General features: G+C 63.6%; 9 protein-coding genes. 1 reads left to right on the top strand and 8 read right to left on the bottom strand.

Going from position 1 to position 9,092, the window contains the following annotated elements; all coding sequences use genetic code 11:
* The 5 genes from kduI to ACOZKU_RS20045 form a co-directional block, all read right to left on the bottom strand.
* Positions 1-830 (bottom strand): 5-dehydro-4-deoxy-D-glucuronate isomerase (kduI, locus tag ACOZKU_RS20065; protein ID WP_421580345.1); only part of this gene is annotated, 830 nt, incomplete at its 3' end.
* A 25-nt stretch (positions 831-855) separates the two neighbouring features.
* Complete coding sequence (locus tag ACOZKU_RS20060; RefSeq protein ID WP_421580344.1) at positions 856-1,587, bottom strand: ATP-binding cassette domain-containing protein; 732 nt, start codon at positions 1,585-1,587, stop codon at positions 856-858.
* Positions 1,587-2,606, bottom strand: a complete 1,020-nt coding sequence (locus tag ACOZKU_RS20055) for an ABC transporter permease (protein ID WP_421580343.1) — start codon at positions 2,604-2,606, stop codon at positions 1,587-1,589. The genes ACOZKU_RS20060 and ACOZKU_RS20055 overlap by 1 nt, the downstream gene beginning before the upstream one ends.
* Before the next feature lie 70 nt (positions 2,607-2,676).
* A complete protein-coding gene (locus ACOZKU_RS20050) occupies positions 2,677-3,627 on the bottom strand; it encodes a substrate-binding domain-containing protein (protein ID WP_421580342.1) in 951 nt (316 codons plus the stop codon).
* Positions 3,628-3,747: 120 nt separating this feature from the next.
* On the bottom strand, positions 3,748-5,262 hold the full coding sequence (locus ACOZKU_RS20045) for an aldehyde dehydrogenase family protein (protein ID WP_421580341.1): 1,515 nt from the start codon (positions 5,260-5,262) through the stop codon (positions 3,748-3,750).
* A 124-nt stretch (positions 5,263-5,386) separates the two neighbouring features.
* On the opposite strand from ACOZKU_RS20045, the gene ACOZKU_RS20040 reads away from it, so the two are divergent.
* Positions 5,387-6,088: a GntR family transcriptional regulator gene (locus ACOZKU_RS20040; RefSeq protein ID WP_314091474.1), complete on the top strand. Its 702-nt coding sequence runs from the start codon at positions 5,387-5,389 to the stop codon at positions 6,086-6,088.
* A gap of 68 nt (positions 6,089-6,156) precedes the next feature.
* Here ACOZKU_RS20040 and ACOZKU_RS20035 read toward each other — a convergent pair whose 3' ends face one another.
* From ACOZKU_RS20035 to ACOZKU_RS20025, 3 genes are all read right to left on the bottom strand, one after another.
* Entirely contained in the window at positions 6,157-6,768 is a 612-nt protein-coding gene (locus ACOZKU_RS20035; RefSeq protein ID WP_314091471.1) for a TerC family protein, read from the bottom strand.
* 166 nt (positions 6,769-6,934) lie between these two features.
* Positions 6,935-7,612, bottom strand: coding sequence for an aspartate/glutamate racemase family protein (locus ACOZKU_RS20030; RefSeq protein ID WP_421580340.1), 678 nt, complete (start codon positions 7,610-7,612; stop codon positions 6,935-6,937).
* Positions 7,613-7,617: 5 nt separating this feature from the next.
* On the bottom strand, positions 7,618-9,078 hold the full coding sequence (locus ACOZKU_RS20025) for an MFS transporter (protein WP_421580339.1): 1,461 nt from the start codon (positions 9,076-9,078) through the stop codon (positions 7,618-7,620).
* Between the last annotated feature and the right edge of the window lie 14 nt (positions 9,079-9,092).

Here is a 9,092-nt window from a genome sequence, read left to right as displayed (position 1 = left end):
TCCATCGGCACTTTGTCCATGTCGGTGAAGCTCATATTGTCACCCGCCATGGCCCAGATGAAGGCATAGCGGCCCGTGCCGGCACCGGAGTGGATCGACCAGCCGGGTGACAGCACCGCCTCGTGGTTCTTCAGCACGACATGGCGCGTCTCGCTCGGTTCTCCCATGAAATGGAAGACCCGTGTCGCCTCCTGCATGCCGAAATAGAGATAGACCTCCATGCGCCGGTCATGCACATGCGCCGGCATGGTGTTCCAGACGGAGCCTGGCTCGAACATGGTGAGGCCGACGAGAAGCTGGCAGCTCTCGCAGACATCGGGATGCACATATTGGTTGATGGTGCGGTGGTTGGATTCCTCCGCAGAGCCCAGATGCACCTTCTTCGCCATGTCGCGGGTGATGTGCACCGTCGGGCACGTTCGGTGCGCAGGCGCACTCAGGACATAGAACAGCGCCGGCTCGGCGGGATCATTGCTGGCAAAGCCGATCGCGCCTTCGCCCAAACCGATATAGACGCCCTCCTGAAAGCCGAGCGCATAATCCGTGCCGCTGACACTGACCGTCCCGGCACCGCCGATATTGATGATCGCCGCCTCGCGGCGCTCGAGGAATTGATCCGTGCCGGTTTCAGCGACATGGTCGATCTCGAGCCTTCCGCCAGTCGGCACGACGCCGCCGACGATCATGCGGTCGAGATGGCTGTAGGTGAGGTTAACCTCCCCCGGCTTGAACAGCGCCTCGATGACGAAGCCGTCGCGGAGGCCCTGCGTGTTGCGCCTTGCGGCGTCTTCAGGCCCGACGACCTGGCGAACGGATACGGAAAGTGTCACGGCATATGCCTTTCAAAAATGGGTATCAGGTGAGCACGACATAGTCGGTGAGCTGGTTGATCGTCGTGTCGGCCTTGGCGACATCGAAGACCTTGGTGCCGTGGCTCATGATCACGAAACGATCGCAGACCTGGTAGGCGTGGTAGATATTGTGCGTCACCAGAACGCTGGAGACGTTCTCCGCCTTCAGCTTCAGCACCTGGTTCAAAAGCGCCTCCGTCTCGCGAACGGAAAGCGCCGAAGTCGGCTCGTCGAGCAGCAGCACGCGCTTCTTGAAATAGACGGCACGCGCAATGGCGACGGCCTGTTTCTGGCCACCGGAGAGATTGCCGACCAGCGTATCGGGGCTATCGATGCCCGAGATATGCACGGCGTTCTGCAGCACCTCCATGGCGATCTCGCGCATCTCGGCCTGCCGCAGGAAGCCGAAACGATCCGTCAGTTCGCGCCCCATGAAGATGTTGCGGGTGATCGATAGACTGTCCACCAGGGCGGTGTGCTGGTAGATCGTTTCGATGCCGGCATCGGCGGAGTCCGAGCGGCAGGTGAAGAGCATCTTCCGGCCATCGACGCTGAGATAGCCGTCCGTCGGCTTGTGAATGCCGGAGATCAGGTTGACGGTCGTCGACTTGCCCGCACCGTTGTCGCCGAGCAGGCCCACCACTTCGCCCTCGCCGATATGGAAGCTCAGATTGCGCAACGCCGTCAGGGCACCGAAACTCTTGGAAATGTTGTGCAGTTCGAGAAGATTGGACATCACGCAACACCCCGCCGCTCGATGAGATGGTTGAAGATGGCGGCCAGCACGATCAGCGTCGCGATGAACATATCGAGATAGAAGCCGGGCGCGCGCAACAGCAGCAGCACATCGGTGATGGTGTGGATGAGCAGCACGCCGAGGAATATGCCGATGATCGATCCACGGCCGCCGCGCAGCGACAGCCCGCCAATGACGCAGGCGGCGATCGCCTGAAGTTCAAGACCGGCACCCTGCCCCGGCTGCACGCTGCCGACGCGGGCGGTTGCGAGAATGCCGGCCACCGCCGCCATGCCGCCGGCAAGGGCGAAGGCGACGAGCTTGACGCGGTTGGTGTTGATGCCGATCGCCTCGGCCGCGCCGCGATTGCCGCCCGTCGCGAAGACATGGTTGCCGAAGCGGTGACGGTGCAGCAGGAAATGGAAACCGACGACGAAGAGCACGATCCAGATGAAGGCGGCATTGATGCCGAGCAACGTGCCGGAAAACAGGCTGGCGAAGACGGGCTCGGGATCGAAGCGCACCTGTACCGCGCCATTGTAGAGCAGCACCGCGCCGCGCCAAAACAACAGGCCACCGAGCGTCACGATGAAGGACGGCAGGCCGAAGCGGATCGTGATCTGGCCGTTGAGCAGGCCGATCAGGACGCCGGCCAGAATGCCAAGCGGGGCCGCGACAAAGGCACTAACGCCCGCGCCGACGAGGCTTGCCATCAAGACGGCGGTGAAGGTGTAGACGGAGCCGATGGAGAGGTCGAATTCGCCTGCGATCATCAGCACGCCGGCGCCGAGCGCCAGGCAGCCGAGCACCGGAACGGCCTTCATCAGGATCGTCAGGTTCTGCGGCGAGAGATAGCGGAACTCATTGGGATAGAGCAATGCGCCTGCAATGCAGACGATCTGCAACGCCATGAAGACGAGGAAGATCGCTCCGGCGGGCATGCCCATGATCTGCTTGAGGATGGATTGTCTTTGCGTGCGCGAACGGGGCGCGGCGCTGTCGGCAAGGATAGGTGTCACGGTCTGGCACTCGATCTTTTTCGGGGGAAGGAACCTGCCGGGCACGCCGGCAGGTTCCCGCGCATTCCGGTTAGCGGTAGCTGCCGATCAGCGGCTTGACCGAGCTGATACGCGACTTGTCGAGGAAGGCGCCCTGTCCCGTGTCGACGTCCGTCGGGGTCAGGCCATATTTCTTGGCAAGCGCGATCTGGGCAATCGGATAGTAGCCCTGCAGGTAGGGCTGCTGGTCCATGGTGGCGAACATCGCACCCGATTCCACCGCATTGACGATCTCGACGGCAAGGTCGAAGCCACCGAAAGGAATGTTGACGCCGGCATCCTTGATGGCGCCCGCACCGACGGTCGAGGTGACCGAACCGGTGCCGAACAGCGCCTTGACGTTCGGATTGGCAATTAGGAACTGCGCGATGATGTTCTGCGCTTCGGCCGGGTCGAGGCCGGCGCGCACCGTCTCGACCTTGATGCCGGCATCCGTCATCGCCTTCTCGATGCCGCCGCCGCGGGCGACCGCGAAGCTGGCTTCCGGAATTTCGCGCGGATTGAAGACGACGTCGCCGGATTTCAGGCCGAATTCCTTGATCATGCGTTCGCCGAGTTCGACGCCGGAGGCGAATTCATCCATGCCGACATAGGCCTGGCGGCAATTGCCCTTGGCGCCTTCGAGATCGTCATTGTTGAAGCCGATGACGATAATACCGGCCTTGGTGGCGGCGCAGATGCTTTCATCGAAGGCGTCCGACGAGGAGATGGCGACGGCGATGCCGTCGACGCCGCTCGCCGTCGCGCTTTCGATCAGGTCGTTCTGGCGCACCGGATCGTTGTTGGCATATTGCACGTCAAGATCGACGCCGAACTGGGCGGCGGCGTCTTGCGCGCCCTTCACCACGGGATTAAAGAACTGGACACTCGGATCGAGGTAGATGATCATCGTGGCCTTGACGTCTGCGGCCAGCGCCGTAGATGCCATCATGGTGGCAGCCGCCGCGGCTAGGCCCACGGCTTTCAACCTGGTCAACTTCATTTGCGTATCCTCCCTTTGGATGTGCAATGCGGGTCCAAAAGACCCAAGTCTCGGCTGGCGGGCTCCGACCAAAGATTTCGCCAGCCGAGGTTTTCCTCCTCTCGCTACAAAAGCAGCGACTTACCCGAACCAGGGCGCAGGGCGCCCGAACGTGACGTGCACGCCCTTGAACTGGGAATATTCATCGAAGCCGTAGCGGCCGAGTTCGCGGCCGAGGCCGCTCTTCTTGTAGCCGCCGATCGGCAGTTCCGGCGTGCCGTCGATCACGCTGTTGATCCAGCAGCGGCCGGCGCGGATGCGGCGGATGCTCTGCAGCGCGTTTTCGAGATTGGTCGACCAGACGGAGGCCGACAGGCCGAATTCCGTGGCATTGGCCATCGCCACCGCCTCGTCCGCCGTCTTGAAGGTCAGCGTCGAGAGTACCGGCCCGAAAATCTCCTCACGGGCAATCGACATGTCGGGCGTCACACCGGAAAACACCGTCGGCGCGTAATAGAGACCGGCCTCCCTGCCGACCCTTTCGCCACCGAGCAGAAGCTTCGCGCCGGAGGCCACGCCCGCCTCGACATAGCAATGCACCTTCTCTGCATGCGCCTCTGATATCATCGCGCCGATTTTGGTGCGCTCGTTCAGCGGATCGCCGAAGGTGACCTTGCGCGAGATATCGAGCAGGCGCTCCATCAGCGCATCGCGAATGCTTTCCTCGACCAGCAGGCGGCTGCCGGAAATGCAGCACTGGCCGGCATTATGATAAACGCCATAGGCGATGCCGTCAGCCGCAGCTTCGAGGTCCGCATCCGCAAAGACGATCTGCGGCCCCTTTCCGCCGAGTTCCAGCCCGACGCGCTTGACGCTGCGCGCCGCGATCTCGCCGAGCTTGGTGCCGACACGCACCGAACCGGTGAAGGCGACCATATCGATGCCCGGATCTTCCGCCAGCACCTGGCCGGCCGGATCGCCATAACCGGTGACGACATTGAACACGCCATCGGGAATGCCAGCCTCGCGCGCCAGTTCCGCCATACGGATCGAGGTGCCCGACGTGAATTCGGACGGCTTCAGCACCACCGTACAGCCGGCGCCGATCGCCCACGGCACGCGCTCGGAGGCGATGATGAAGGGGAAGTTCCACGGCGTGATGATGCCGACGACGCCGACCGGCTCGCGCAGCACGAGACCGAGCCTATCATCGCCGATATTGTTGTGGCTCTGGCCTTCCAGCGCCCGCGCCTGCCCGGCCGCATAAGACCAGAGATCGGCGCAGAAGCCGATCTCGCCGCGCGCCTGGGCGATCGGCTTGCCGACCTCCAGGCTCTCGGCCAGCGCCAGCTCTTCCTGATGCACAAGGATAAGGTCCGCCACCTTGAACATCAGACGCGAGCGCTCGGCGCCCGACATACGCGGCCACGCGCCTGTATCGAAGGCGCGGCGCGCGGCCGCAATCGCCAGGCGCACATCATCCGCCGAGGCTTCCGGCCAGGTGCCGACAACCGCACCGGCATGGCCGGGGCTTGCCCGATCGATCGTCCGGCCGGAGGCCGCATCGACGGACTTGCCATCGACAAGCATCTGATAGCGGGCTTTACTGTTCAGCCGCGGGTCACGGGAATCGGGTGCAATGAAATTGGACAGCAATATCGTCTTCCGGCCGGCAATAGCACGCCAGCCCCTCCCTTTTGACCCGGCTTTCAGGCCACCGGATTTCTGTTGCACATGAATTGTATGGTACTGTATGGTGGCTCTAAATGGATGTCAACGCGTGATGGCGGGAAAAGACGTGAACCTTGAATCCCTGAAGATCGACACGGGCGAAACCGCGGCAGCGCAGGTGGAGCGCGACCTGCGCGAATCCATCATCCGCCTGGAGTTAGCTCCCGGCATGCGGCTCTCCGAGCAGGATATCGCCACCCGCATGGGCGTGTCGCGCCAGCCAGTGCGCGAGGCGCTAATCGCGCTCGGCAAATCGAAGCTCGTCGATATCAGGCCGAACCGCGGCACGGTCGTGGTGCGCATCTCGGCGCGGCAGATGATGGAGGCGCGTTTCGTGCGCGAGGCAATCGAGACCGCCGTCGCCCGCCGCGCCAGCGAGAGTTTCGACAGCTGGACGCGGCGCAAGATCGACACGATCCTCGCCCGCCAGAAGGCCGCGCGCGACGCCGACGACCACAACGCCTTCCGCCGCGAGGACGAGCAGTTTCATATCGCCATCGCCGAGGGCGCCGGCTGCGGGCTTGCCTGGAACGCCATCTCCGACATCAAGGCGCATATGGACCGGGTCTGCAATCTGCAGCTCCGCCACCCCGATTCCATGACCCGGCTGATCGCCGAGCACGAGGCGATCATCGATGCCATCGACACCCGCAACGCCGACACCGCCGAGGCCGCCATGCGTAGCCATCTGAACGGTATTCTCACCGACCTGCCGCAGATCGAGGCGTCCAATCCGGACCTGTTCGAGTGAGGAAACGCAAAAGGCGCGCGATTGTCATCGCGCGCCTGGATATGCGGTTGTGCTGAAGCGGAAGACGCTCAGCCGGCGCCGACATAGGGCATGACCTCGAGCACACCGCGATAGATCATGTCGAGCGAGACATAGAGGATGATCGCGAGACCGACATAGGCGATCCAGCGATGCTTGTTCAGCAGGTTGGCAATGAAGTTCGCTGCGATGCCCATCAGCGCGATGGAGAGGATGAGGCCGATGATCAGCACGCTCGGATGCTCGCGAGCGGCACCGGCGACGGCCAGCACGTTGTCGAGCGACATGGAGACGTCGGCAACGACGATCTGGGTCGCGGCCTGGAAGAAGGTCTTCTTCGGCGCGTTTTCGAGGTTGGCCTCCTCCGCGCCGCCATGGCCGCCGCGCAGCTCGCGCCACATCTTCCAGCAGACCCAGAGCAGCAGCAGGCCGCCCGCGAGCAGCAGGCCGATGATGGCGAGCAGATGCACCGCCACCGTCGCGAAGATGATGCGCAGCACCGTCGCTGCGATGATGCCGACGAGGATCGCCTTTTTGCGCTGCGCCGGATCGAGGCCTGCGGCGGCAAGGCCGATGACGACGGCATTGTCGCCGGCAAGAACCAGGTCGATTGCGATGACCTGCAAGAGCGCCGTCAGACCGGCAGCTGTCAGAATTTCCATGCGTCCCACCTTCCGATACGCGAGGCCGAAACGGGCCGTCCCCTGCCCGTCTGATTCCGATCAGTACCCTTTTGGATTTGCGCTTTGCAAGGCGAATACACATTTGCGTGAAAATGCCAATCGGCGGGACTAAGCCCGCCGATCATTCCCTGCGCCAAAACGGACCTCAGATCGCCTGAGGCATGACCCCGTCGCGCTCGATCAGCGCGAAGACCCGTTCAACCGCACAGGGAATGGGCCCAAGCACCGGCTTGCCGAAGCGCGTGCGCAGCTGCTCGGCGGCCTGGCCGAGCGGGCCGCCGCCGATGATCACGGCCTCGGCCCCGTCCAGATCGATGCAGTCGCGCACCGCACCGGCCAGCGCCTCGGCCAGAAGCCCGGCATGGGCTGCAAGGGCAAGCGGATCGCCCGCTGTGCAGCGCACGCCCGCATAGAGATGACCGAGGCCGAGATCGAACGCGCGCTGATCGATGGCCTCGACGAGTTCAGGCGTCGAGGTGGCGACGGCGAACCGGCGCCCGCCTTGCGAAGCCTCGATCATCGAGGCCTCGCAGATGCCGACAACAGGCACATTGACCTTGCGGCGAAGCTCGGCAAGGCCGGGGTCGCCGAAGGCGCTGACGATGATGCCCGCACAATCGCGCTCATGCGCCGTGCCGAGCTCGACCACCTGGGCGGCCGAGGCCGTCAGCTGCTCGGGCGTCGTGATCATCGGCGGGCTGCGATCCGCCGTCACGGCCTTGACGTCGAGCCTGCCGCCGGCCGCCCTGAGGGCGATCGTCTGCATCATGTCGCTCGTGGCGCGGGAACTGTTGGGATTGATCAACAGTATATGCGGGGTCATTTCCGTTATGCTCCTGCTTTCAGGGGTTCGGCAGCGGGGATGCTTTCACCCGTCCCTGCCGTATCCGCACGTTGGGTGATGTCTTCCATCGACATGCCATAGGTCTCCGGCCCGAGCTGGATGCAGATCGCGAAGACCGCATACATGGCCGCGGCAAGCCCGAACACGCCGCCCATGCCGTAGTGATCGAACAGGGCGCCCGAGATGGTCGGCACGAAGGAACCGGCCGCCGAGCCCGTCGCCAGGATGAAGGCGACGCCGAAGGCGCGGATGCGGGTCGGGAAGAGTTCCGGCGCATAGATCCAGATCGAGGTGTTCAGAAGAAGCACGAAGAACTGGAAGAGCGCGCCGAAGAACAGCACCAGATAGATGGTCGTGCCGAACTGCAGGATGGAAAGGGCGGCCAGGCAGGCGCAGACCGCCCCGACCGTCAGCACCCGCTTTCGGGGGAAGTAATAGCCGAACATCGAGGCAGCGATGGCGCCCAGAACGCTGCCCGACTGGATGATCATGCTGTAGAACAGGCTGCCCTGCAGCGTGTAGCCCATCGACACGAAGATGACCGGCATCAGCGTGAGCACGGACAGCTGTGCGCCGTAACTCATCAGGATGGCGATGGATACCGGCACGATGCGGCCGAGGAACGGCGTACGGAAGAGTTCCTTCCAGCCGCCCTTGGCGCGCGGCGCGTCCTGCTCGTTGTCTTTGGACAGGTATTCGCGGACCACAAGGTTTTTGGGTCGGAGCGAACCGGATTCCAGCACCGAAAGCACCTTGTTCGCCTCGTCGATGCGCCCTTGCGAGGCGAGGAAACGCGGCGTTTCCGGCACGAAGCGGCGATAGAACACGACGAGCAGAGCCGGCAGCGCGAGCGAGGCGAAGAGCCATCGCCAGCTGTCCTCGCCAGGGAAGATGCTGAAGATCATCAGGCCGTAGACCGGCGCCAAGAAGTTGCCGAAGCCGCCCGCGCCGACATTGACGAGACCGGCGGCCGTTCCGCGGAATTTCGGCGAGCAGAATTCCGACAGCATGGTAACGGCCGTTGAGATTTCGCCGCCGACGCCGAAGCCGACGATCGCACGCGCGATGCACAGGAACATGAAGTCCGGTGCCAGCGCGCAGGCCGCCGAGCCGAGCGAGAACAGCAAGAGATTGATGGTCAGCATGACGCGGCGGCCGTAGCGGTCGCCGAGAATGCCCGAAAGCAGGCGGCCGATGGCCGCGCTGCCGAACGTGATCGTGTTCAGGAAGCCGATATCCGTGCCGGTCAGGCCCCAATGCTCCTTCAGCAGCGGGCCGGATACGCCGATGGTGTTCTGCTCGAATGCGTCGAACAGGCAACCGATCAAGACCAGCGCGATTATCTGCTTGTGCGCGCCCGTGACCCCGATGCGGGTCAGCGCGCCCTCCAGTTGACGGATAGCCGGCGATGATTTGCCGGACTGCACCATGCCTTCTGCTGCCATAGTCTCCTCCTCCT

Source organism: Shinella sp. M31 (assembly GCF_049199205.1).
In the GTDB taxonomy this organism is placed as follows: domain Bacteria; phylum Pseudomonadota; class Alphaproteobacteria; order Rhizobiales; family Rhizobiaceae; genus Shinella.
The sequence above is the reverse complement of the archived record's forward strand: the minus strand, read 5'-3'. Positions and strand labels throughout refer to the sequence as shown.